Here is a 24,670-nt window from a genome sequence, read left to right on the forward strand (position 1 = left end):
TCGCTTTTTCGGAGCTTCTCTCGTCTGTGCTGGGTGTGTCGTCTGTGCGCTGTTTTGCGGTAGCGGTCGCTAACTCCGACCGTCGGCAACAGCGTCACAGAAGAGGGGCAGGTCCGCTGCGTCGCTGTGAATCGGTCTCTTACTGCGGCAGAAAAATCAACCGTTGGTGCTGGAACGTCTAGGCTTCGACGTCGACGTCTTCTTCGTCCACGTCGACGGCCGTCTCCTCTTCCGCGGCGACTTCTTCGGGGCGCGCTTCGAGCGTTGTCTTCTTGATTTCGACGCGTCGGAGCGGGTAGATGTCCTTGGCCTCGCCGTAGATGGCCGAGGAGAGACGCCCTTCGACGACGCTGTCGACGAGCTCCTCGAAGGTTCGGTCTTCGGCCGTCTCGCGAACGAGGTCGATCATCGTCCGGCGGATGGCCTTCTCCTGGGAGGCATCGGCCTTCTTCGTCGTCACGGCGACCGGCTGGACCTGGACGCGGTAGTCGTCTGTGGTCAGCACGGTGATGTAGGCCTCGACCTTCGAGGAGCCGCGGCGGACGAGCGAGCGGAGGTAGTCCCGCGTGAGTTCGTGGCGGATGAACTCCGTGTACGCCGAGTCTGAGGCGACCTCGTTGATCTTGAAGGTTAGCTTCGTGTTGTTCTCGCTGGCGTCGTTGGTCAGTTCGCCGAGCGTTGTTTCGATGGTGCGTCCGAGCACCTTGTCCGGTTCGTCTGCCGGTGTCTTACCGAGAACCTCCCGGTCGAACTGCTCGGGAGCCTGCACGGTGTACCACCGTTTCTGTTCTGTGCGCTTGGAAACGCTTCGTTCACTCATGGTTGGATTGTGTGTGTTGGTCTGCGAGCTGTGCTGCAACCCGGATGTTGACGACGTAGTCGTCGACGGTCGCCTGCAGGCCGCCGGTCGAATCGCGCTCGACGGTCGTGACCACGGCGTCGCCCTCGACGCGTGTGGTCATCTCGTCGGTGTTGTCCGGCCGCACCGCGCGTGCGACGCGTTCGGGCGAGTCGTGTGTCGTCCGAATCTCGGCCCGTCTCATACTGCCTCCCGAAACGCTTCGATGAAGTCGGCCGTCGAGGCGTCGAACCGGGCGCGTGCCCGGTCGCCCGTCCCGACGGCGTCGCCGCCGACAGCGTCGGCGGCCGCGCGCATCGTTTCTGTCACGTCCTGCCCGTCCGTGGCGCGGGCTGCGGCCCGGCCGTCGGTAACAACGAGCGTCACCGGTTCTGGTGCGCGATAGTCCGCGAACAGACGGGCGACGGTGCCGGTCGGCATCGCGTCGCCGCGGGCGACGAACAGGCCGTCGTACCGGCCTGTGGCCGCCTCGGACACTGCTTCATGGGCGCGCGCGGCGTGTGTCCGCCACGCGGCCAGCGCGTCATCGTGGACAGCCTCGTGGCCGAGCGCGAGCGCGACGCCGGTGCCCGGCTGTTCGCGGGCGACGGCGTCGAGCACGTCGGCGTAGCCGCCGACCGTCTCGAAGGGGCCGCCCGTCGTCGGGCGGAGCGCGCGCTGGACCGTCTCAGCGGCCCGGGGCGGTGCATCTTCGGTGACAGCTAACGCGACCAGCGACGCGAGGCGTCGGTGGTCGTCTGTCGAGAGATCACCGGCTTGCACCGAATCCGAGCCGAGGCCCAGTTCGGTGAGTTCGGCCCGCACTGTGTCGGCGTCGCCCGAGAAAGGCGCGACGAACAGCGTCGAGTAGGCCAGCCCGTCCGCGAGGTCCGCTGTCGGAACGGCGACGCCGGGTCGGCGTTCCAGTCCGGCCTGCTCGGCGGCTTCGGCAACAGTCCCGTCAACGTCCCCGGCGGCAATCGTGCCAGCCAGGGCGAGCGCGGCGTCGGCCGTGCCGAGTTCGCGAGCGGTCTCGAAGGCAGTCGCGGCGGCGCGGTCGGTCAGCGTCACGTCGGCGGTCGGCTGCGTGCGACCGATGGCGACAGTGATGTCGGTCTCGGTGGTCCGGTCGGGGTCCTCGAACGGGCGGACGACGCTCGCCTGGAACGGCGTGTCATCGAGCGCCCGCGCCAGCAGGCCGGTCGCAGCCAGCGCCTCGCCGGTCGCATCGCTGACGAGGCGAACGAACGTGGCCTCACGTAGCGACCCGGCGAGGTCACTGGGCGACGTGGCTGGCGTCGGTTCCCGACCGGTCGCCGACATCTATTCGAGACCCAGCGCTTCGACGGCGTTGTCGTAGCTGTAGGTGAAGTCCTCGTCGACCTCGTCGCCGCGGTAGTAGTCGATGAGGCGTCGGATCTTCGACTGCGTGTTCTGGAGCGCACGCTTGTTCTGGTAGTCACCGGGGTTCTCGTCCATGTGGTCGCGAAGGCGGACGGCCCGTTCGAGCAGGTTCCGAAGGTCCTCCGGCAGGTCCGGTTCGGCTTCGTTCTCCTCGAGAATCTCGGTGACTTTCTTGCCGGTCGCGAGCGAGACGTCAGGGATCGGCGTGCCCTGAACGCCCTCGTCGCGCAGCTTCAGGCCGATCTCGCTGGGCGAGTGGCCCTGTTCGGCCAGTTCGACGACGCGCGCTTCGATGGCGTCCTCGTCGACGTCACTCCACTCCGGGGGTTCGTCTGCCGCCGGTTTGTCCGAGTCGGACGAACCGCGACGGCGTGTATGCATTCGTGCCATTGTAATCTGGTTGGAACCGCACGAACCGCTCTCGTTACGAGGCGTATTGGCACTGTACAGTGCCGAACACGGCCGCAATCCCGAGCTGTGAAAGGCCACAGCGAGTCAGATTTGCGGTCGTGCTGTTCCCATCTCCCTGTCTGAGAGGGCGCGACTAAACCGTTCCGCTTCCCGGTCGCGCCTCGAAGCAGCGATGCCGCTCACGAGTCGACACTGCAACGACCCGCACAGTATTACAATTGATAACTTGCCCCGCTGTTTTAAATCATTTGCTGCGGTAATTGTGCGTAGTATGGGTAGCGCTGGGCTGAGCCTCGGGACTCGCGGCCAGAGTGCTCCGCTCGGGCTAGCACTGGTTTTTGCGGTGATGATTGTGTCGACGACGGCGGTCGTCGCGCTGGGTGCGGACGCGATCACGAGCACACAAACGCAACTCGATGTGGAGCGAACCGAAAAGTCACTGACGGAACTCAATTCCAAAACCGCGCTCGTAGCACTGGGACAGACGGATGTCCAGCAAGTCACCCTTCCCGCGAGTGGTTCGAGTACCTATTACATCGACGGGAGCGCCGGGTGGATGAACGTCTCCTATCGGAACACAACGTCCGGGAACCGGACGACTGTAGTCAACGAGTCGATGGGCGAGGTGGCCTACCGCGGCAACGGTGCGACGCGACTCGCGTATCAGGGCGGTGGCGTGTGGCGGCGCTCTGGCAGCGGCAGTGTCATGGTCTCACCGCCGGAGTTCTACTATCGCGACGCGACGCTGACGCTCCCGCTTATCACCGTCCGCGGTGACCGCTCGCTTGGCTCACAAGCCAGCATCTCAAAGAACGGCACGACGCAGGTGTACCCCGACCAGGCGGCCGGAAACGTCAATCCGCTAGATACCGGAACGGTCAATATCACCGTCGAGAGCGACTACTACCGGTCATGGGGGCGCTACTTCGAAGAGCGGACAGATGGCGACGCGTACTACGATCACGAAAACGACAGCGTGACCACGACACTAGTCGTGCCGACAGGGCCGCGAGAAGTGACGAGTGCCGTCGCGGCTACGTCCGCTGGCGGGCAGATTACGCTCTCCGGTAGTGGCACCGACCCCGCTCGAACGGACAGCTACAACTCGTCTGTCGGCGACTACTCGACATCACGAGGGTCGTTCGGAACGATCACCACAGCCGGTGACGTGTATATGAAAGGGGACAGCGAGGTAGACGGCATTGTTCAGTCCGGTGACCGGGTCGAGGTCAAGGGTAGCGGCGTCGTTACCCGTGACGTGGAATACTCGACCACGAAGCACATCAAGGGCACTGTCAACGGCGATGTCAGACAGATTTCAGGCGTTGAGGGAGCCGGCGCTATCGACGGCCTGGTGACCCGGCGAGTCGCCAACGCAAGTGCCACCAATGACAACGGCGCGACCGGCAGCATTTCGGGCGACCAGCTTGCCGCCGGTGACCAGACGCTGGACGCGGGCACGTACTACTTGGAAGACCTGACGCTGGACAGTGAGACGCTGACGATTAACACAGGCGGTGACGACGTGACCATCGCCGTCCGAGACTACGTCTACATCGAGAACGGCGGACGGATCAAGGTGAACGGTGCCGGGAAAGTGCGTCTCTACGTCAAAGGCGAAGCTACGTCCGCCAGCGGCCACCACTTCCACATCTATCGTACCGGCGAGGTCGATGTCGATACCGCGCAGAACTCGACGCAGTTCTGGGTGTACGGCCAGTCGGACTTCGACGCCGTCATCGAAGGGGATACCGATACCCCGCAGTTCGAGGGCGTGATTTACGCACCCGCCGGCGGTGTCGGTGCCAGCAGTGTTTCGCTCAAAAAGGCAGAGCTGTACGGCGGCCTCGTCGCTGGGTCAGTCACGGTGGATAACGGCGGACTGGTCCATTACGACCGGGCGCTCAGAAACGAGCGAGCCGTCCCGGAGAACACGAACATCATCCGGCTGACGTACCTCCACGTTTCGGAGAACCGGATTAACGTGACCAGCGGATAGGCGACCCATTACTGGTCGATGTCAACCGCAATATCGTGGTAGACGACGTACGTCCGCTGGATGCCGCCGGACGACGTGAAGTTACACCAGCCGTTGGCCCCGCAGCTGAACCCTTCACTCTCGAAGTACGACTGCCAGAGTGCCTCACGCTGTGGGGTTGAGTCGACACTGACGTTGACGTGTTCGATGTTGCCACCGGTATCGGCGAACGACACGTTGCTGTCGCGGTGGGTTGTCCGGACGAGCACCGTCGAGCCGCCCAGGCTCTGCTGTTCACTGGCGGTCGTACCGACCACAGTGATGAGTGCGCGGTCGTCCGAGACGAGTATCGGCGGCGTTCGTTTCTGTACCCCACCGTCCCGGTTCGTCCGATACACTGCCCCGGCTTCGTATACGAGCGCTCGTTCCTGATTGCCGGCGTATATGATTGGGCGGACCTTCCATGTTCCGACGTCTTTGGGAGTGGTCCCGTCGTGGACTTGGACCGATATTGTCGTGTTTTCACCCGTCCTGAGCGATGCCTCACCGAGACTGACCTCCGTGGCACGGCTCGGTGCGCCCTGTTTGTGGAGGTCTGCGATGTTGTCCGAGAGCACGTCAAACGCCCGCTCAGCGTTCTCTATCTGCTCCGCATCCCGGGCGTTCTGTAACGCCCCCAGACCGCTCACCGAGACAAGAATTATCGAAGTTACAATGAGACTGAACACCAGAGCGAAGCTCAACACCTCGCTGACGGCGCGGTCAGCCATTTCGGACCTCCAGTTGCCCGCTCGATTCGTCGTAGAACACGGTTATTACACCGCCGTCAGCGGTGGAGTCTCTCAGGTCTGTCCGGGTTGTGAGTGACACAGTCACCGACACCTCCGGCGATGTCGATTCGAGCGTTAGTTCATCGGCGGCGGGGGCAATCGAGACCCGGTAGCTGGACCCACTCACCCGCGCCGGGAACGTGTGATTCAGCCGCGCAGTCGGGTCGGTGTCGGCAGCGACCACCAGCCGATCAATACGCCCGATGTCGGCGGCGACCTGCTGTCCGATGACTTCGAGCTCGTCTCTGATAACCTGCTCCTGCCGGTCCTCGACGAAGTTCCCGCCGGCAATGAGGAGGCCAGACACCAGAATCGAGGCGATGGCCAGGCTCAGCGTGTAGCTCAGCGTCGTCGAGACGGCGCGGTTACGACGCATCCGGCTCACCCGGGGCCACCCGTATCTTTGCCTCGTACCGTAAGTTCGAGGTGTCGTAGCGGTAGCGGACGGTCGTATTCGCCACTCGTACTGTGACGTCCTGCCCGTTCAGCGATACCACTCGCAGCGCAGTGACCGACGCGTCGTTGTTTGTCGGCGGATTCCCGCCAGTCGTGAGTATCGTTCCGCAGCCACCACTGGCCGCAACGAGCTCCTCGTCTGTTCCATCCCAACAGAGCGTTTCGTCGGGGCTGCCGTTGCCGTCGCATTCCCCCGAATTGTGACGTTCACGTTCTCCAAAGCCGTATCAAGCCCGACCCGTTCTTCTGTACTCCCACCGGAGTCGTAGCCACATCCTGACGGTGGTGCGTTTCCAGCGAAGAACTCTCGCGTACAGTGTTCGTCCAGAACGTACGGCTGCTGTGGCGAACCAAGCATCCCCATTGTGAGGCCGTCAGCAACTCTGTCAGTCGTGACCGTCTCCTCCTGAACCCCTGCGGAAAACGGCGACAAAAGTCCCGGAATGAACAGGAAAATGAATATCAGGACGCTCAAAAACAAGCTCATACCGATTGCGAAGTCCAGTGTCGTCTGCCCGCGCTGGTGCCTTCCGATCCAGAGTGCCCGGGCGACACGACGGTTGGTAGACTGCGTCTCATTTTTCCTACGGTTCATAAGCCTGATTCACTGAACTGAGATTACCGTAGGTATGGTATCAGGCGTTATAACCATTGTGGCCGTACTGTAACTCCGATTACCAGATCTCCACGCACCCCTGTCGATGCAATACTGTTCTGTTTGCGACCATGAGGCCAGTTCCCTATGTCCCGGTGCTTCGATGGGTTTAAGCAATACCATCGGGAAACAGATAACGCACGCAAGGGCTCGTAGATCAGGGGTAGATCACTCCCTTGGCATGGGAGAGGCCCCGGGTTCAAATCCCGGCGAGTCCATCCTCATTGTGCTACTGTGGTTGAGGAGTTACCATGACTCTCAACGGGTCAACTGTGCAGCCAGGCAGATTTGATACCGGCCCAGATAAGCGAATTTACAACGCTGTTCGTAACAGTAAAGAACACGTACGGTCATCCACAAGGGCAGACCAGTAATTACACGTCTTTCTCCAATTAGAAGTTGCGTTTGCAGTCCTGGCTTCGCAGGTAGCGTCTAGTCCCCTCGGATGCAGGTACTGAGCAAACCAAAGTCTGTGCTGTTTGTGAAATTATTATTGTCCACCACTTACGCTATCATGAGTGAAAATGGCACAGACAATAGCATATTGTCTTGGCTGATTACCGAATAGTTGCTGTACATATTGTAATGCAAAGCAGGAGCGCCAGTCGTGTAGCGTGGGATTTGTGATGGGTTGAGACTGTATGTGTGATAGTCAAGCTTGGATGTCCGTGATAAATCTTTATTAATTTATATTGAAACAGTACATTTATGTGCAATAGTTGGTATGTATTTGAGTATGTTCGAGTGGGGCAGCCGGGGGGCTGGAGACCGGGGTGTATCGCACGTTCTGGGTGTGGTGTTGTTGGCGAGTGCAGTCATCATTGGTGCCATACTGATCGTTCAGGCGGGCCAGCAGACAATCGGAGATATCAACGACGACGCGAATGTCGAGCTCGCTGAGGAGGTGCTGCTGTCGGTCGATCAGAGCTTCCAGCGGTCAGATACCAGTGAGTCAGTTAAGCTTCCGGACCGGGTTCGGTCTGATGTCGCTGTGACGGACGACGCGACATACAACCTGACGCTGAACCGTAACTCGACCTGTTCGACGGGGAATCGGACGTTGCAGACGCTTCAGTATCAGGAAAACGGCCAACAAGTTGGCTATCAAGGCGGAGGTGTATGGCGGATGACCGAGTCGGGCGCGACGATGTCGTCGCCCCCGGCCGTGAACTACGATAAAGGGGCGCTGTCAGTCTCGTTCGCGAATATCTCTGGGCACCAGATGGGGGGGAGTTCGGTCACGATTCAATCGAACACGACGGCGAACCGATCACACGAAGCAGCACTTCAAACGGCGCTATTCACCGAGGCGACATACGAAGGCGTACGGAACGGCTCGTGGGACTCTTCTTCGCCGAGCACCACCTGCGCCCCGTCACAGGTCACCAACGCTACGTTGACAATCGAGAACAGCAGTTACGCTCGCGCGTGGGCGGACTGGGCACAGGGCGCATACGACGACAAGTACGTCACGGTGACTCCGAATTCAGCGGAGCCGGGTGAGACCATCTATATTAACTTTGCACTTGGCAACGTGAGCGACCCGGTGTTCGAAGTGCAGAACATGTCGGTGCAAGAAGACCCATCAGACGGTCAGAAAGCACTGGTGAATGCCACGATACGGAACTCTGGTGGTTTGCAAGACACCCAAGTGATCAGACTGAATCGGTCCGGGGCGGCAGATAATGCGACAGCCACGGTCACGCTTACTGGTGGCGATTCAGCTAGCGTGAGCAAGTCGATAGATGCCGACAGCGGTGTACACAACTTCACTGTGGCATCTGAGCAAGACGAAGCCTACGAGCTGGTCAACTACACGGCTGTGCCCGGATCACCGTCACTGAATATAACTAGTGCCTCGATCCCCGCAACAGCACGGCTCAATCAGGTCCCAGAAGCGAATGTTACAGTCGAAAACAACGGCAGTATGACGGCCGAACAGAGCGTCACGCTGCTGGTTAATGGCTCGGTGACCGCTACGCGGCACGTGACAGTCCATCCGGGCAACAGCCGGACAGTTGATTTTGGATCGGCGATGCCGACCGACGAGAACGGGACCTACGATATCGAGGTCACGACGGACGACGACACGTATTCGCAGTACAGCGACGACGGCCACTACTTCGTTGTCGGTGACGTCGGTGTCTTCGAGGTGACATCGGTTTCGCCACCGGGTGGGGTAAAGAGCGGTGACACAGTCACGATCGCGGCGACAGTCAAAAATACCGGCAATATCCGTAAGTCCGACGCCGTCAAAATACTCATCAAAAACGAGTCGAACACAAAGGTTGAATCGAAGGAGAAACCGCTCACGCTCAATGGAACCAACAGCGGTTCAGAAAAAGAGACGGTAACTCTCACTGGCGGTCCGCTCACTGCACCGTCATACAGTAATTACACCTACGTCGTCGAGACGCCGGACGACCGCAGTTATGGGACCTTCACTGTCGGCGGGTCGGCCCCACCAGTGTTCGATATCACTGGCCTCGGCGTCGACAACCCGGTCGAGCCAGAGAACAAGACCGAAGTCAGCTTCAATGTCACGAACACTGGCGGAACGGCAGGCTCCCAGACGCTTCGCATCGGCAGAGACTGGGGAGCTGACAAGTCAACGGACGAACAGCTTGGTCCGGGAGAGAGTACGACGGTCACACAGACCGTTACAGCGCCGTCCGAAGATGGACTCTATCGAGTGAACTTCACCACTGAAAACCAGACTGCCTGGCGACTCCTGAACGTGCGGTCGAATACTGCGGTCGAGCGTGACAAAGGAGGGATGACAACCAACGAGCGGGTCAACGCAACAATCGAACTCAAGGGAGCTGAGCTTGAGGGTAGTAATGGCTATCAGATTACGCACACGAAAGTAGACATGGCTCTGGTCGTCAACAATCAGTCCGGCGACCACGAGATTCCACTGTGGCGCGACGTGGGATACAGCTTCGAAGACGGCGATGTGAACGGCCCGCATGCTGAACGACGGCTGATTAACGACGACTATCCGGACCCATACGAGTTCACCAAGACTTTCGAAGCGAATTCGAGCTTCTCCGTCACCGCCACATCCTACTATTGCTATGAAACGACGTATACGGACATTCGGTTCAAGATAGACGGCACGAACTACTACACCAAGAGATGCAGCAATCCAGGTGGGGTCCGAATTTCTACCGACGAAAGCAGCTCAAACGCAGACATATTGGCCGATGGAGAGGTGATTCCCGGCTACGGGCAGGCCGGCAAGGCACAGCGGAAACTCCGGGATATGCTTGGTGAGGAACGGCTCACCGCACTTGCGAACGGATCAGCGAGGCTAAACCTCGCTGACGGTGAATTTGTGTACCTGTATGAACTCTCACAAGATAACGCAAGCCCCAGCAACGCATACGGTTACGGCGATCCTGACTACAACGACGCGGTGGTTATATTCAAGACCAACTCTATTGAAAACGAGGTTTTGGAGCCGAAATTCAACTACGTTGATGTCGATGCCCCAGCGCGGACTCTGAAAACAGAGAACGCAGAGGTAACGGTGACGGTAAAAAACGTTGGTACCACCGCCGGTACTGCAGAGCTCACGCCTACCTTCGATGGAAGCACAATCAAGACGCGGAATAAAAAGATCGGAGTAAACGAAACGGCACAGTTCAACATTGAGCTGGCGACTGCAAGTAAGGCTCCGGGGCAATCGTACCAGTACAGGTTCAATCTCACGAACCCCAACCGCTCCGAGTCCGCTACTGGGAAGCAGTGGGGCGGAAATATCTACGTCGGCGACATTGACGAACAGTTCATGCAAGTCGACTCTGTGCGCGCCACGAGCGCAATCGACAATGACGAGTCTGCAAACGCTACGGTCAACGTCACGAACGTCGGAGGAGAAGGCGGAACCGCCGATGTGAAACTCTATGCAAAGAACACCGACGACGCGAGCCCGACGTTCGCAGTGTCTGACGCCGCGACAACCAACGTTCTCACAAGCAAAGAGACGAAGCAGGTGAACCTCAGCCTCCCGTCTGACCGCGGTAACTACACGTACTACGTCCAGACACGGAACAGCACCTCAGCAAAGCAGTCGTTCTTCGTTGGTCGGTCGAATGTCGTGGTAAACGACACGCAGGGCATCAATATCGGTGCAGAGACTTACAACACTTCGACGCTCATCGAACGCCGCGGTAGTGCACAGCGAATGACCGTCGAAGTCAACAATGAGGGAACTGTCGGCGACAAACGTGAGGTGGCCCTCACCGTCAAAAACAAGAGTGACGACACTACGGTTTACACAGGCACTGAGAACGTCACCGTGGGTAGCGGTGACCTTACCGGGACCGATGCGTATCCGGCGTGGGCTGGCTACGATACCGACCTCGATGCCGGATACTACACGTACGAAGTCACAGTGTACAACGACACGGCCAGTGGGTCGGTTGACGATACTGCGACGGGTGAAATCTACCTGAAGGAAGTCGACGAGAGTGGCGCAACCACGAACGACTCACCCATCTCGATTGACTCCGATACGATTACGATCGGTAGCTAAAGCCGCAGCAGACCCGTTTTCGGTGTAATCAGACTCGTGCGTCAGGCAGTACACGCTGGATTACAGCCCGGTCGTGGCTCAGCATACTTGTCCAATAGAGATACGGTTATCGGCGGGGTCAGTATTGACTCCTCTCACCGGTCGAGCGCACGCAAAGAAAAAACTGAGCTGTGTTGAACCGAGTTAGCCGAAGAGTTCGCCGAGGCCCTCACCGCTTGCCTCGTCGTCCTCGTCGTCATCGTCGTCGCCGCCGTCGTCGGCAGCCTCTTCTTCGGCTTCCTCGTCGGCCTCGTCGGCCTCGTCAGCGTCACCCTCGGCGGGTGCGGCCGCGCCACCGCTTGCCGGCACTGGTGCCGCTGCGGCCTGGTCGACGGCCTCCTCGATGTCGACGTCCTCGAGGGCGGCGACGAGGGCCTTGACGCGGGACTCCTCGACATCGACGCCAGCGGCGTCGAGCACGTCGGTGAGGTTGTCTTCGTTGATTTCTTCGCCCGATTCGTTCAGGATGAGTGCAGCGTATACGTATTCCATTGTTGTAGTGTGAGTTGTTAGAACATCGCTCCGAGCGCGTCGCCGGCGTCCTCGTCGTCGTCATCGTCGCCGTCGTCGGCCTCCTCGGCCGCGTCGTCGGCGTCGGCGTCGTCCTCGGATGCGGTGTCGTCGTCTTGGTCGTCAGTCGGTTCCTCTGTCGCCACGTCGGCCTCGACGCCCTGGAGCTCCTCCGGGAGTGCCTCCTCGTCGTCGATCTGCGAGGCGAGCGCACGGACCTGTGCGTCGGCCTTGCTCACGAGGTCAGGCACGACCTCGGGGTCCTCGATGGCCGCCTGGAGCGCGAGGCTCTTGGCGTTGCCACGCGCGGACTGGAGCATCGTCGGGGCCGTCGTCGCGGTCGGGTAGTCGGCGTTGACCGAGAGATTGAACGCTCGGCCGGCAGCCGCCTGGATGTCGCTCCGGTACTCGTCGATGTCGAGTTCCAGTTCCTCGGGCTCGAACAGCACACCGTCGGCGAAGACGGCGCGGAGGTCGAGACCGACCTCTTTCGGTTCGATGCCGAGTTCGTTCAGCACATTCGCGAGTTCTTGGGAGACTTCCTCGCCGGTGTCAAGCACCGTCGAGTCGGAGAGGACCTGAATGGAGCCCTCCTGAATGCGTGCGTCGGCACCCACGCTCTGGAGTTCGCCGACGAACGGACCGGGGTCGACGCCCGTGTCGCCTTCCGGAATCACGATGTCGTTCGGGGCCACCTCGCCGGCACCGATGGGTGCGGGCGTTTTGGAGGCCTCGAGTTCCTGAAACAGCGAGAACGGGTTGTCGTCGGTTCCGATGAGCCCGACCTGCCCGGTGATGTAGCTGTTGAGGTCTTCGAGTCCGTCGTCGACTTCGTCGAGTGCACGCTCAAGCAGCGTGTTCCGGGAGACGCGAAGCTCGGCGGTCCCATGCAGGTCACGTCGCATGTCCTGTAGCTGTCGGGACGGGATCCCGGCGATGTTGACGACGCCGACGCTCTCGTAGGACTCGATCATCTCTACGATGGCGTCGACCTCTTCCTGCTTCCACTCGGGAATGGTCTCGGTCTTGCGTTCGGATTCGGCGCTCATATCAGGCAACCTCCATCGCAGGCCCCATCGTCGTCTTCACGTAGACCGTGTCGATGTTGAGCGGGCCCTTCTCGAGGTCCGCGTGCAGACGGCGGAGGATAACGTCGATGTTGTCCGCGATATCCTCGGCGGACATGTCCTCCGCGCCGACCCGCGTGTGGAACGTTCGCCGTTCCCCGCTGCGGAGCTGCACGGTGTTTTTCATGCGTTCGATGACCTCGACGACGTCGTCGTCGGGGTCGAGCGGTTCCGGCATCTTCCCACGCGGACCGAGGACGGTCCCGAGGTAGCGACCGATGTCCTGCATCAGATCCTTCTCCGCAATGAAGAAGTCAGTGTCATCGGCGAGGTCCTTGGCGGCGTCGTCGTCGCCACCCAGTTCCTCGAGTTCGTCCTCGTCGAGTACGTCGTCTGCGACTTCCTCAGCACGAAGGGCGGTTTCGCCCTCGGCGAAGACCACAATAGTGGTCTCCTGACCGGTGCCAGCAGGAAGCACGACGGACTCGTCGACGCGGTTCGACGGGTCGTTAAGATCTAAGTCGCGCAGGTTCACAGCGAGGTCGACCGTTTCGCGGAAATTCCGCTCAGGTGCGTCCTCGAGTGCGCGCGAGACTGCGTTCTCTATTTCCTGATCTGCCATTGTTCACCTCCGTAGTACGCCAATCGGCTTCTACGGGTCAGTGAAACAGGCGGATGCCTGTCTCGTGCGAGTAGACGCCAATGCGACACTTAAACCCGTCGAACCAGCCCAAGGGCCGCTGACGGGCGTGTTTCCGGTTCGCAGGGACCAGTTGTTGACGGGGGTCCAGCAGACAGTGCAGTGGCTCAGCAGCGTCGAAAGCAAGGGAAAACACACGCCAGTCGCACAGCGGTCCGACTTACGCCTGTGCTTCGGCCGCGAACACGTCGTCGTACTCGCCCGCGTCGATGCGTTCCTTGAACTCGCGTGGGTTTTCGCCTTCGATAGTGACGCCGAGGGAGGTACACGTCCCGACGACTTCCTTTGCGGCGTTCTTGAGGTCGTAGGAGAGCAGGTCCGTCTGCTTCTGCTCTGCGATCTGCTTGACCTGGTCGACGGAGAGATCAGCGACGAAGTCTTCCTGAGGCTCGCCGCTGCCAGTCTCGAAGCCGGCCTCGTCCTTGATGAGTTCGGCCGTCGGCGGGACACCGACTTCGATCTCGAAGGAGCCGTCGTCGTCGTACTCGACGGTGACGGGGACTTCGGTGCCGTCGAACGCTGCCGTCTGGTCGTTGATCTCCTGTACGACTGCCTGCACGTCCACCGGTGTCGGGCCGAGTTCCGGGCCGAGTGGCGGGCCAGGGTTGGCCTCCCCACCGGGAACGAGGACTTCGATAGTTCCAGCCATACATAGTGGAATCCTCGCGGCGGTTTAAAGGATTGCGTTTCACGGATCGCTGCGTGAGGCCTCCACACGCTCGAACGCTCACTATTCTATCGACGGAGCGTCCAGCACGACAAAAAATAGGATCCCTGTCGGCTCAGGCGAACGTCACGCCGTGCCGTGCGAGAAAATCACTTGCGTCTTTGATTTCGACCGGAGAGCCGATGATCCGAATCTGCTCACCGTCTTGATGAACACTCACAGTGAACTGCTGTTCCAACTCATCGCGAATCCCGTCGAGCGCACCGACTGGCAGCAGTATCTGCGTACTGTCGCGGAACCGACTCGCCGCTCCCATTATCGACATATGACGGAGGGTGGCCTATAGGTGTGTCGAATTACATGAGGGTCGTTTGACCATTCTGAACGGGAAGACAGCCATGACGCGTGCCGCGGGGGTGGCGTCGACGAGGGAGGAAAGCCTTATTCGGTGTGAGGGGCCGACATACACTTAATGGGGCTCGAAGAGGAGATTCAGGAACTCGAGGACGAAATCGCCAGCACTCCCTACAATAAGTCTACAGAGGCCCATATCGGTCGGCTGAAGTCCAAGCTCGCCGAAAAAAAAGAGAAGCTCGAACAGCAGGCCTCGTCGGGCGGCGGCGGTGGCTACGGCGTCGAGAAACACGGTGACGCGACTGTTGCGCTCGTCGGGTTCCCAAGCGTCGGGAAGTCGACGCTGCTGAACGCACTGACCAACGCCGAGTCCGAGACCGGCGCATACGAGTTCACCACGCTCGACGTGTATCCGGGGATGCTCAAGCACAAGGGGGCGAACATACAGATTCTCGACGTTCCGGGTCTCATCGAGGGCGCTGCTGGCGGCCGCGGTGGTGGGAAAGAAGTGCTGTCCGTTGTCCGGACCGCGGACCTCATCGTCTTCCTCATCTCCGTCTTCGAGATCGACCAGTACGACCGCCTCAGCGAAGAGCTGTACAAGAACAAGATTCGCCTCGATCAGGACCCGCCGTGGGTTAACGTTCGAAAGAAGGGTAAAGACGGGATTTCGGTCAACACGGCCTCCGGCGTCGAACTCGACGACGAGACAGTCAAGGCCGTCCTGCGTGAGCACGGCTACGTCAACGCCGACGTGACTATCGGCGAGGACATCGATATCGACCAGCTCGTTGACGGTGTGATGGACAACCGCGTCTACCTGCCCTCGCTCGTCGCGGTCAACAAAGCCGACCTCATTGAGCCAGACTACCTCCCGAAAGTCGAAGACGAACTCCGAGAGCGGGACATCGACCCCGACGAAGCGATCTTTATTAGCGCCGAGGAGGAGAAAGGGCTGGACAGCCTCACCGAACGCATCTGGGAGGAGCTCGGCCTGATACGGATCTACATGGACAAGCCGGGCCGCGGCGTTGACCGTGAGGAACCGCTGATCCTCCGTGAGGGAGACACCGTCGACGACGCCTGCGAGAAACTCGGCGGAAGTTTCGACGAGCGGTTCCGCTTTGCTCGTGTGACCGGCCCGAGCGCCAAGCACGACGAACAGCAGGTCGGGCGTGACCACGAACTCGCGGACGAAGATATCCTGCGAATCGTCGCCAACCGGTAGTGGTTGTCGCGCGTCGGCCCGCGCGTGCACACGACATCTAAGTTCCGACAAAGAAGTAGATGCGTTCATGGGTGTGGAGCCCTGCGACCAGATATGGATCGCGGTCCCCGACGCCGTCTTGTGGCCGTTGTCGTTGCCGGCCTCGTCCCGTGGACAGTAGTGCTAATCGGAGCAGAACTGACGCTCATCTTCTCCTTTGGGCTCTTTAATACGAATCCGCCGGAGCTACTCTCGGCCTATAGCTACTTCGTTCGGTTTACCAACGCACTCCCGCAGTTTATCGAGTCGTGGGGCTCAGGCGTCCTGCTGTATGCCCTTGCCCTGGCCAGCGCTGCCGCCGGTGTCGTCTGGCGTGAGGATGTTCGGGTCACCGCTCTTGCTCTTGCAGGTGCGGGTCTGACCCAGTTTCCCGTGTTTCTGGGATTCAACAGGCGGCTCAACTACGTGGCTGTCCCGGTAGGCTCTCTCGTCTTACTGGCCGTGGTCTGGTGGTACTATCTGCCGGCAATTCGGACCAATTCGGCGACGCGGTGACCCGCAGTATCGAATCCGGACGGAACCGCCTGTGGCGGTAGCCTTTTCGCTCGCTCGGACCACATGCCGTGTATGTGGTCACTCGATCATACGATGATGCGCGTCGAGGATCTGGACGCCTCGCTAGACTGGTACCAGACGTATTTCGATTACGAGGAAAAGGGCCGCTGGGAAGCCGACACGTTCACGAATGTCTTCCTTGGTCCGGAGGACGTCCACGACAAGGGTGCACTGCTCGAACTCACGTACAATCATGACGGGCGCTCGTACACGATGGGCGACGCGTGGGGACACATCGCCGTCCGCTGTGATGACGTGTACGACGCCTACGACGACCTGATGGACGCCGGCGTCGAGGATTACCGCGACCCAGACTCCTGTGGCGGTTCCTATGCCTTCGTCACAGACCCCGACGGCCATGAGATCGAGATCGTCGAGCGGGACCACGGCGCGAAGTGGTCGCTCGACCACACGATGATCCGCGTCGAAGACGCCGACCAGGCTATCGGCTGGTACACCCGAAAGCTCGACTACGAGCTGTTCCGCCGCGAAGAGTTCGACGACTTCGCCCTGTACTTCCTCAAGCCCGAAGATGCTCCCGACGAGGCGATGTCAGTCGAACTCACATACAACTACGACGGCCGGTCCTACGAACTTGGCGACGCGTGGGGGCACCTCGCGGTTCAGACTGATGACCTCCACGACGCGTGGGAGACGCTGATGGGGCGCCACGCCGAGGACTACCGTGATCCCGGTAGCTGTGGCGACCGTTACGCATTCACCAAAGACCCCGATAGCCGTGAAATCGAAATTGTAACGAACTGACGGTACTAGCCGGAACTGACCGTTCAATCCTCCTCTATTCTCATGCCGTAGCTGTCAGGTGTGGTTCTTCTGCGGACTCGTTCCTGAGTGAGCAGTTAGCACTCGTGAGGGTCTGGTATCTCTGGCCAATGAAACCAGCTCCTCGATGTACATTCAACCCGTCAGACGTACGAATGACGGGATTATAGCTTGGAATCCACGCTGCTTCTCCTACATCTGATCGCCACGGACGGCGTTTCAATCCTTGACCAGTCATGACAGTCAGATATCCTAACCACAAAACATTTACAGCATACACCTATCGTTTAGACTGTACCCCTACCCATGGCGCCAGAAGTGAGTACGCCGGTTCGGTCTACACGCGATCGCGGTGATTGCGTTCCGACCAGGTGGAAAACTGCTGGGGTCGCCCGATAGCAAACACAAACTATGACAGGAAATTCAGATAAGATTCGCAGCCTGTTCCTGACAGCGCTGATGGTCTTCTCGGTATTCGCCGGGACCGTCGCGTTCTCCGGTGGCGCAGCCGCCGCCGCGAACGTCAGCGTCGAGCAGGCAGCAGAATACGATAGCGGCACAGTTGAACTGGCACTTAATGGATCGACCGGCAGCGCAGTCCCAAGAGGGAACATCGATGTCTACATTGACGGGAACGAGAACCCCGGTAATTACAATGTTTCCTCTGTCGATGGGACTGACGACGGGACGACTGGACGTCTTGAGTTCAGTCTCGATCAGGACGTTCAGCCGAACCGGAATCTGACTGTCAAGGTCACCGGTCTCAGTGGCGGTGACGGAACCGTCGTCGCTCAGGATATCGACGTGACATCCGAGACAATCACGACGACTGGGACAAACGATACGGACCTCAACGCCTTCCGCGGTGAAGTGATTGCCGTTGAAAACACCTCTGCAGACAACGTTAACAACGGCCCATCCATCGAGGTTGATGCAGACAGCGTCGTTCTGTCCGACTCGTACACTGACAACAGTGAAGTCTACACCGTTGACACCAGTGACCTCGACACTGGCGAGGATTACACGATCAGTGTCAACAATAATGAGGAAGCGGTCGTCACAGTCAGCGACCTCAGTCTGGAAGTGAACATCGACGATGATGTCGGCGACGGTGCCAACATCGACGACACAGACACGCTGGCTGTCAACGTCTCCACGAACCGTGGTGGCGAGCCAGCCAACGCAACGCTGTTCAACGAAGACGACGACAAGGTTGCCACAATTGTCAAAAACCTCCAAGGTAACGAAAATGTCGTGTTCGACTTCGGCAACCAGAGCGCCGACGACAGTCCGTACTACGTCAAGGTGACGGACAACCAGACCGGCGTCTCCGCGGAATCCGACCAGATCAACGTCTCCGAGTCCGACGACGGTGACGCAAGCTTCGAAACCTCAACTGTACAGGATGAGATTGGTGATGTCAGCAACATCACGGTCCAGATGTCCAACACCGAGGACGCCGTGATTAACGTTGGTAGCCAGGAAGACGACAACTACTACATCCAAGGTCAGCTGACCGACGAAGATGGTGACGGCGAAGTCACTGTTCAGTTCAACAGCTACACCGCTGGGACTAACAACAACAACACGGTTCTCAGTGTCCCCGGTGACGACGACCTCGATGATGTCGAAGAGGGTGGTAGCTTTACCGGAAGCAGAGCAGCCCTCGATGAGGACGTGCTTGAAGCCGGTTCCTACTCGATGAATGTGACTGCAGGGACGTCCCCAGATGTCACCAGCCCTGATAATGTTGGAACGCTCCGACTTAACGAGAACTCAGTCGAGAATATGCGGACTTGGGTTGCACCGAGTGACGCGGATATCGACGACGAGGATATCGACATCTACGATCGCATCGGTGAGAACCTCACGCGGTCCGACGATGTCGCAGCTGAGGATCTCGTCGTCCACGAAATCGAAGCATCCGGTATCGAAGGTGCCCTCGAATACGAGCAGGAAGATAACGGATCTTCCGACGTGACTGAGGCGTTCATCGCCGCTGCCGACACTACGCCGGATCGTATCAATGATGACTCGAGTGCGTCCGGCCTCCGACTCTACGTCAACCGGACCGATGTCGGTGCGAACGCGGATGAAGATCCCGTCAACTTCACGAACAGCAGTGATGCCGTGACTGTTGTCGACGACCCGGACAACAACACCTACTTCGTTGCTCTCGACACCAGTGATGTTGAGTTCGAGTCTGGTAACACGATTACCGGCGAAGAGGACACGGCACTCAACGCGACCTTCTCCGTTCAGGAAGGGCCGTTGAGCGACGATAGCACATCCGAAAGCGCACTCTACACAACGTCCGAACGCAACGCGGAGTTGAACCTCGACGAGGACGGCTTCGTTACTGTTGGAGCCGCGGCCGGACAGACCGTGAGCGGCGATACGAATGTCGCTCCTGGCTCCGAGCTTGAGGTCGAAATGGAGTCTGAAAGTGAGGCAAATCCATTCGTCCTCCGTCCGGAAGCAACTGTCGGTCCAAACGGCACGTACACTGCCACGGCTGACTTCAGCGAATACTCCGCCGGCACGAACTTCACCGTCCAGACGCTCGACGTCGATGGTGACTCTGACTTCAGCGACGAGGAAGACGGCCGCATCGTCGAAGCCGACACGGCCACCGTGAGCATCAGTGACCAGGAATCCGACGGAAGCGAAGTCGTCGTCGACAGCGCGCAGCTGTCTAGCGGTGGGTTCATTGTCATCCACGACGGCTCACTGCTTGACGGCGATGTCGAAGGTAGCGTTATCGGGAACTCCGAATATCTCGAAGCCGGTACCTACAATGACATCACGGTCACGCTCGACGAGCCAATGGACGAGAACTTCACGGCCATCGCGATGCCGCACCTCGACACCAACGGCAACGAAGCGTATGACTTCCCGGGTGCTGACGGTCCGTACACCTCGAACGGCTCTGCCGTGACGGACAGTGCGAACGTGACCGTCTCAGCCGAGGAACCGGAGGACACGCCTGAGGACACGCCTGAGGACACGCCTGAGGACACGCCTGAGGACACGCCTGAGGACACGCCTGAGGACACGCCGATGGACACTGAAACCGAGACCACTGCAGCGGAAGGTCCTGGCTTCACCGCAGCTATCGCGCTCATCGCGCTGGTCGCTGCTGCGCTCCTCGCTGTCCGACGCGACAACTAACCGGAACACCCCCGGTCCCTGAACACCGTTCTTTCTTCCGCGCGCATGTGAGCAGTGCCAACAGTCTCATACAGCGTCACCGATTCGCGGCCCGGTTCCCGATTCGGGATTATGCCTTCGCTTCCATGCAGCTAATTGCCGACTGTCAGTCGTGACTGGGTATAGTCGGACGCTGGCGCTCTCTTCGAAATGAACTCCGAGTGAGACACACCGGTCTGTGGCGCTCTTCAGACAACTGCCTCAGCCGGCGTGGACCCTCTCTAATTATCTAACAAGTCAATAGAAATACCATATCAGGTGTAAATATATGTTCAAAAACATTATTCGCTGATGACTACTTGTAGTATACTTACCAACTTTATTCCACAAAGCATTTACCACACTTCGGGCAATGTACCGATACCCCTACCCATGACGCCAGAAGTGAGTACGCCGGTTCGGTCTATGCGGGGCCTCGGTGGCCGCGTTCCGACCAGGTGGAAAACTGCTGGGGTCGCCCGATAGCAAACACAAACATGACAGATACAAGCGAAAAAATCCGCAGTCTGTTCCTGACGGCGCTGATGGTCTTCTCGGTATTTGCCGGGACCATCGCGTTCTCCGGTGGCGCAGCCGCCGCCGCGAACGTCAGCGTCGAGCAGGCAGCAGAATACGATAGCGGCACAGTTGAACTGGCACTTAATGGATCGACCGGCAGCGCAGTCTCTGCCACTGACATCGATGTCTACCTCGACGGGAACAAGAACCCGAGCAACTACGGCATCACCAGCGTCGGTGCTGACGGGCAGAACGGACGTCTCGCGTTCAGTCTTGCTCAGGACGTTCAGCCGAACCGGAACCTGACTGTCAAGGTCAGCAACCTCACCGGTGGCGACAACACAATCGTCGCTGAGGACATTGATGTGACGTCCGAGACAATCACGACGACTGGGACAAACAATACGGACATCAACGCCTTCCGCGGCGAAGTGATTGCCGTTAAAGACACCGGCGCAGACGCCACTAACAACGGCCCATCCATCGAGGTTGATGCAGACAGCGTCGTTCTGTCCGACTCGTACACTGACAACAGTCAAGTCTACACCGTTGACACCAGTGACTTCGACACTGGCGAGGATTACACGATCAGTGTCGACAATACTGAGGAAGCGGTCGTCACAGTCAGCGACCTCAGTCTGGAAGTGAACATCGACGATGATGTCGGCGACGGTGCCAACATCGACGACACAGACACGCTGGCTGTCAACGTCTCCACGAACCGTGGTGGCGAGCCGGCCAACGCAACGCTGTTCAACGAAGACGACGACAAGGTTGCCACAATTGTCAAAAACCTCCAAGGTAACGAAAATGTCGTGTTCGACTTCGGCAACCAGAGCGCCGACGACAGTCCGTACTACGTCAAGGTGACGGACAACCAGACCGGCGTCTCCGCGGAATCCGACCAGATCAACGTCTCCGAGTCCGACGACGGTGAGGCAAGCTTCGAAACCGGAACCGTTCAGGACGAGCTCGGCGATGTCGCCAACATCACGGTCCAGATGTCCAACACCGAGGACGCCGTGATTAACGTTGGTAGCCAGGAAGACGACAACTACTACATCCAAGGTCAGCTGACCGACGAAGATGGTGACGGCGAAGTCACTGTTCAGTTCAACAGCTACACCGCTGGGACCCATGGAACCAACACGGTTCTCAGTGTCCCCGGTGACGACGACCTCGATGATGTCGAAGAGGGTGGCAGCTTCAACCGAGGAACGCTCTCGGACGACGCACTTGAAGCCGGCTCCTACTCGATCAACGTGACTGCAGGGACTTCCCCTGACGTCACCAGCCCCGACGCAGTCGGGACGCTTCGCCTCAACGAGAACTCCGTTGAAAGCATCAATACGTGGGCCGCCCCGAGCGACGCAGAGATCGACGATGACGATGTCGATATCTACGACCGCATCGGCGTGAACCTCACCGAGTCCGACGACCTCGCAGCCGAGGACGTTGTCGTCCACGAGATTCAGGCCTCCGGTATCGAGGGTGCACTCGAATACGAGCAGGAAGACGGAAGCGCGTCTGACGCAACCGAAGCGTTCATTGACGCGACCGACACCACGCCGGACCGCATCAACAGCGCTGATACGACGGACTCCGGCCTCCGACTCTACGTCAACCGAACCGATGTCGGTGCGAACGCTGAGGAACAGCCGATTGACTTCTCGAACAGCAGTGGCGCCGTAACTGTTGTCGACGACCCGGACAACAACACCTACTTCGTCGCTGTTGATACCAGCGACGTTACGTTCGAAAACGGCAAGACGATCGTTGGCGAAGAGGACACGCGCCTCAACGCGACCTTCTCCGTCCGAGAGGGTCCGCTGACCGACGACCGCAACAGTGACAGTGCGATCTACACCACGTCTGAGCGCGACGCGACGCTGAACCTTGACGACAGCGGTGTTGTCACGGTCTCGGCCGCGGCCGGGCAGGAAGTGACTGGTACGACGAACGTCGCCCCCGGCTCCGAACTCGAAGTTGAGATGGAGTCTGAAAGCGAGGCGAACCCGTTCGTCCTCCGCCCGGAAACTGATGTCGCACCTGATGGCACGTACACTGCCACGGCTGACTTCAGCGAATACTCCGCCGGCACGAACTTCACCGTCCAGACGCTCGATGTCGATGGTGACTCTGACTTCAGCGACGAGGAAGACGGCCGCATCGTCGAAGCCGACACGGCCACCGTGAGCATCAGTGACCAGGAATCCGACGGGAGCGAAGTCGTCGTCGACAGCGCGCAGCTGTCCGAGGGTGGCTTCATCGTGATTCACGACAGCACTCTCCTTGACGGCGAGGTCGAGGGTAGCGTTGTCGGGAACTCGGAGTACCTCGAGGCAGGCAGCCACGAGGACATCACGATCACGCTCGACGAGCCGATGGACGAGGACTTCACGGCCATCGCGATGCCGCACCTCGACACCAACGGCAACGAAGCGTACGACTTCCCGGGCGCTGACGGTCCATACACCGCCAACGGCTCCGCCGTCACGGACAGTGCGAACGTGACCGTCTCAGCCGAGGAAGAGCAGACCGAAGCGCCGGACACGGAAACCGAAACCGAAGCGCCGGACACGGAAACCGAAACCGAGGAGCAGACTGAGGAGGCCACCACCATGGACTCCGGAACCGAAGAAGCTGAGACCACCGCCGCGGAAGGTCCCGGCTTCACGGCAGCTATCGCGCTCATCGCGCTCGTCGCTGCTGCGCTCCTCGCCGTCCGACGCGACAACTAACCGGAACACCTCCGGTCCCTGAACACCGTTCTTTCTTTCGTGCGCTACGCCGGTAGCGACAGCGCTACCGATAGGTCGGTCTGACGACACTACCGCACAGTAGCGCAACGACAAAACATATACGCCGGTTTGGCTAACGTACGAGCAATGAGTGAGACAGTCCTGCAGGCAGGCGTCGACATCGCTGGACTGTCGTTCGACCCGGTCACAGTTTCGGAACCGCTGATGTGGCTCGTTCTTGCGGCGTTTCTGGGAAGCGTGGCCGTTGCGCAGTATGATACGCGGCTGGCCCGCCCCGTTGGCACGGCCGGCTGGGTTTTATTCGCGGCGTACTGGCTCGTCCTGGCCCCGCATTTCATACTGATACAGAAAAGCGTCGTCGAGGGACTGGGAAGCGTCATGGCCGTCCCACTGTCGCTGTACACCGGCTATTTACTCTGGAACGGCCGGGAGTCGTTGCTGGTATTGACCCGTGCCATCGGTATCATGGGCGTCATCTACGTGCCCTTTCTCACTATCGGGCCGCTCCGCCAGACAATCATCGAGATCGTCACTGATCAGGTCGCCTTCCTGATGACGCTCATCGGGTACGACCCGATGGTAGTCGACGGGCTTTCGTACAACGGCATCGACATCGCGTCGAAGCAGTACCCTTACGAAAACACATTCTGGTTCGACAGGAACGAGCGGCCGATAACGTACACTATTATTCTGGCCTGTACAGGTATCGGCAGCATCTCCATCTTCGCCGGCGGCATACTGGCAGTCAAGGCACCGTGGCGGCGGAAGCTCCGCGTGCTGGTCGGGGCCGTCGGTATCATTTATGTCTTGAATCTCCTTCGGAACCTCGGGATCGCCCTGGCCTTTGGCCTCCAGAAGGCGCAGTTCTTCCCGGGAACGGTCATGACGCTGTTTGGCCTCAGTGACCCACAGCTCGTGTCCTACTACATCGTCGACCGGATGGTGGCGCAGTTCGGCTCCGTCATCGTCCTCGTCGGGCTGACGTGGGTACTGATGCGGGAGCTACCGGAACTCACGGTTATCGTCGAGGACCTCCTGTTTCTCGTGACCGGAACCGAGTACGACCTCGGAACGGCGTTCGAAAAGGACCGGTCGGAGTCGAGCCCCGCAGCGCCCGGTGACGACTGAACCGCGCCGCGGGACCGA

General features: G+C 59.6%; 19 protein-coding genes, 1 tRNA gene and 1 pseudogene. 9 read left to right on the forward strand and 12 right to left on the reverse strand.

Features of this window, described 5'->3' with window-relative positions; genetic code table 11:
* Positions 1 to 178: 178 nt before the first annotated feature.
* From D3D01_RS16925 to D3D01_RS16940, 4 genes are read right to left on the reverse strand one after another with little or no spacing between them, the layout of a single operon-like run.
* A complete protein-coding gene (locus D3D01_RS16925) occupies positions 179 to 820 on the reverse strand; it encodes a 30S ribosomal protein S3ae (protein WP_053969003.1) in 642 nt (213 codons plus the stop codon).
* Positions 813 to 1,043 carry a KEOPS complex subunit Pcc1 gene (locus tag D3D01_RS16930; protein ID WP_004518217.1) on the reverse strand — a complete coding sequence of 77 codons (231 nt, stop codon included), beginning with the start codon at positions 1,041 to 1,043 and terminating at the stop codon, positions 813 to 815. The genes D3D01_RS16925 and D3D01_RS16930 overlap by 8 nt, the downstream gene beginning before the upstream one ends.
* Positions 1,040 to 2,161, reverse strand: coding sequence for a hypothetical protein (locus tag D3D01_RS16935; RefSeq protein WP_101350472.1), 1,122 nt, complete (start codon positions 2,159 to 2,161; stop codon positions 1,040 to 1,042). The genes D3D01_RS16930 and D3D01_RS16935 overlap by 4 nt, the downstream gene beginning before the upstream one ends.
* Positions 2,162 to 2,632, reverse strand: a complete 471-nt coding sequence (locus D3D01_RS16940; RefSeq protein WP_004957060.1) for a 30S ribosomal protein S15 — start codon at positions 2,630 to 2,632, stop codon at positions 2,162 to 2,164. It abuts the gene before it with no gap.
* Between the two features lie 292 nt (positions 2,633 to 2,924).
* Here D3D01_RS16940 and D3D01_RS16945 point away from each other — a divergent pair, with 292 nt between their 5' ends.
* On the forward strand, positions 2,925 to 4,652 hold the full coding sequence (locus tag D3D01_RS16945; RefSeq protein WP_121513065.1) for a hypothetical protein: 1,728 nt from the start codon (positions 2,925 to 2,927) through the stop codon (positions 4,650 to 4,652).
* An 8-nt stretch (positions 4,653 to 4,660) separates the two neighbouring features.
* Here the strand turns inward: D3D01_RS16945 and D3D01_RS16950 are convergent, their stop codons facing one another.
* The 3 genes and pseudogenes from D3D01_RS16950 to D3D01_RS24935 form a co-directional block, all read right to left on the reverse strand.
* Positions 4,661 to 5,401, reverse strand: a complete 741-nt coding sequence (locus tag D3D01_RS16950) for a hypothetical protein (RefSeq protein ID WP_121513066.1) — start codon at positions 5,399 to 5,401, stop codon at positions 4,661 to 4,663.
* Positions 5,394 to 5,837, reverse strand: a complete 444-nt coding sequence (locus D3D01_RS16955) for a hypothetical protein (protein ID WP_121513067.1) — start codon at positions 5,835 to 5,837, stop codon at positions 5,394 to 5,396. Before D3D01_RS16955 ends, D3D01_RS16950 begins: the two co-directional genes overlap by 8 nt.
* Before the next feature lie 82 nt (positions 5,838 to 5,919).
* A pseudogene (locus tag D3D01_RS24935) lies at positions 5,920 to 6,512 on the reverse strand (hypothetical protein); the annotation flags it as partial.
* Between the two features lie 206 nt (positions 6,513 to 6,718).
* Here D3D01_RS24935 and D3D01_RS16965 point away from each other — a divergent pair.
* Together D3D01_RS16965 and D3D01_RS16970 are read left to right on the forward strand one after the other, a co-directional pair.
* Positions 6,719 to 6,790: transfer RNA gene (locus tag D3D01_RS16965), tRNA-Ala, on the forward strand.
* A 518-nt stretch (positions 6,791 to 7,308) separates the two neighbouring features.
* Positions 7,309 to 11,112, forward strand: a complete 3,804-nt coding sequence (locus D3D01_RS16970) for a CARDB domain-containing protein (protein ID WP_121513068.1) — start codon at positions 7,309 to 7,311, stop codon at positions 11,110 to 11,112.
* Positions 11,113 to 11,295: 183 nt separating this feature from the next.
* Here the strand turns inward: D3D01_RS16970 and rpl12p are convergent, their stop codons facing one another.
* The 5 genes from rpl12p to D3D01_RS16995 form a co-directional block, all read right to left on the reverse strand.
* The gene (gene rpl12p, locus D3D01_RS16975; RefSeq protein WP_004591725.1) at positions 11,296 to 11,643 is read right to left on the reverse strand and encodes a 50S ribosomal protein P1; all 348 of its coding nucleotides are present in this window, start codon (positions 11,641 to 11,643) and stop codon (positions 11,296 to 11,298) included.
* A 17-nt stretch (positions 11,644 to 11,660) separates the two neighbouring features.
* A complete protein-coding gene (locus D3D01_RS16980) occupies positions 11,661 to 12,710 on the reverse strand; it encodes a 50S ribosomal protein L10 (protein ID WP_121513069.1) in 1,050 nt (349 codons plus the stop codon).
* A 1-nt stretch (position 12,711) separates the two neighbouring features.
* Positions 12,712 to 13,350: a 50S ribosomal protein L1 gene (locus D3D01_RS16985; protein WP_053969032.1), complete on the reverse strand. Its 639-nt coding sequence runs from the start codon at positions 13,348 to 13,350 to the stop codon at positions 12,712 to 12,714.
* 238 nt (positions 13,351 to 13,588) lie between these two features.
* Positions 13,589 to 14,077 (reverse strand): 50S ribosomal protein L11, encoded by a 489-nt coding sequence (locus D3D01_RS16990; protein ID WP_101350461.1) that lies wholly within the window; start codon positions 14,075 to 14,077, stop codon positions 13,589 to 13,591.
* Positions 14,078 to 14,210: 133 nt separating this feature from the next.
* Positions 14,211 to 14,411 (reverse strand): hypothetical protein, encoded by a 201-nt coding sequence (locus D3D01_RS16995; protein ID WP_101350460.1) that lies wholly within the window; start codon positions 14,409 to 14,411, stop codon positions 14,211 to 14,213.
* A 156-nt stretch (positions 14,412 to 14,567) separates the two neighbouring features.
* Between D3D01_RS16995 and D3D01_RS17000 the strand changes: the two genes are divergently transcribed.
* From D3D01_RS17000 to artA, 6 genes are all read left to right on the forward strand, one after another.
* Positions 14,568 to 15,677, forward strand: coding sequence for a GTP-binding protein (locus D3D01_RS17000; RefSeq protein WP_101350459.1), 1,110 nt, complete (start codon positions 14,568 to 14,570; stop codon positions 15,675 to 15,677).
* A 93-nt stretch (positions 15,678 to 15,770) separates the two neighbouring features.
* On the forward strand, positions 15,771 to 16,211 hold the full coding sequence (locus D3D01_RS17005; protein WP_121513070.1) for a TIGR04206 family protein: 441 nt from the start codon (positions 15,771 to 15,773) through the stop codon (positions 16,209 to 16,211).
* Between the two features lie 72 nt (positions 16,212 to 16,283).
* Positions 16,284 to 17,036, forward strand: a complete 753-nt coding sequence (locus D3D01_RS17010; protein ID WP_121513071.1) for a VOC family protein — start codon at positions 16,284 to 16,286, stop codon at positions 17,034 to 17,036.
* 429 nt (positions 17,037 to 17,465) lie between these two features.
* Entirely contained in the window at positions 17,466 to 20,225 is a 2,760-nt protein-coding gene (locus tag D3D01_RS17015) for a BGTF surface domain-containing protein (protein WP_121513072.1), read from the forward strand.
* Between the two features lie 515 nt (positions 20,226 to 20,740).
* Positions 20,741 to 23,503, forward strand: coding sequence for a BGTF surface domain-containing protein (locus tag D3D01_RS17020; protein WP_121513073.1), 2,763 nt, complete (start codon positions 20,741 to 20,743; stop codon positions 23,501 to 23,503).
* Between the two features lie 147 nt (positions 23,504 to 23,650).
* The gene (gene artA, locus D3D01_RS17025) at positions 23,651 to 24,652 is read left to right on the forward strand and encodes an archaeosortase A (protein WP_121513074.1); all 1,002 of its coding nucleotides are present in this window, start codon (positions 23,651 to 23,653) and stop codon (positions 24,650 to 24,652) included.
* Positions 24,653 to 24,670 lie beyond the last annotated feature (18 nt).

This window comes from Haloarcula sp. Atlit-7R (genome assembly GCF_003666065.1).
Taxonomy (GTDB): domain Archaea; phylum Halobacteriota; class Halobacteria; order Halobacteriales; family Haloarculaceae; genus Haloarcula; species Haloarcula taiwanensis.